Source organism: Pantoea sp. Fr-CA_6 (assembly GCF_024520895.1).
Lineage (GTDB): Bacteria > Pseudomonadota > Gammaproteobacteria > Enterobacterales > Enterobacteriaceae > Pantoea > Pantoea agglomerans.
Genome location: NZ_JALNPO010000067.1, coordinates 1 through 234, shown reverse-complemented (window position 1 = coordinate 234; position 234 = coordinate 1). Strand labels below are relative to the sequence as shown.

Genomic DNA, 234 nt, shown 5'->3' with positions numbered 1-234 from the left:
CTTCTACATCCTGTCGTTCGCGCAAATGGCTATACCATCGGAATACCTATCATTAGAAGCAAAGGGAATTCTATGGATAATACTCTTCGGTTTGGCCAAGACATTCCAATATGGAGGAATTACCATATTAGGTGTTGAAGGTTACAAAAGAGTAAAGAATTGGATAAAGAATAAAAACGTTTAATATATTAAGCAATAAAAAATTATGGAAACAAATATAACAATCAATAATAA

General features: G+C 31.6%; 1 protein-coding gene. It reads left to right on the top strand.

Translation table 11 applies throughout. The features are described 5' to 3' along the window. The coding region (locus NR201_RS22635; RefSeq protein WP_256850203.1) for a hypothetical protein at window positions 1-184 on the top strand (184 nt) is incomplete at its 5' end. Window positions 185-234: the final 50 nt, after the last annotated feature.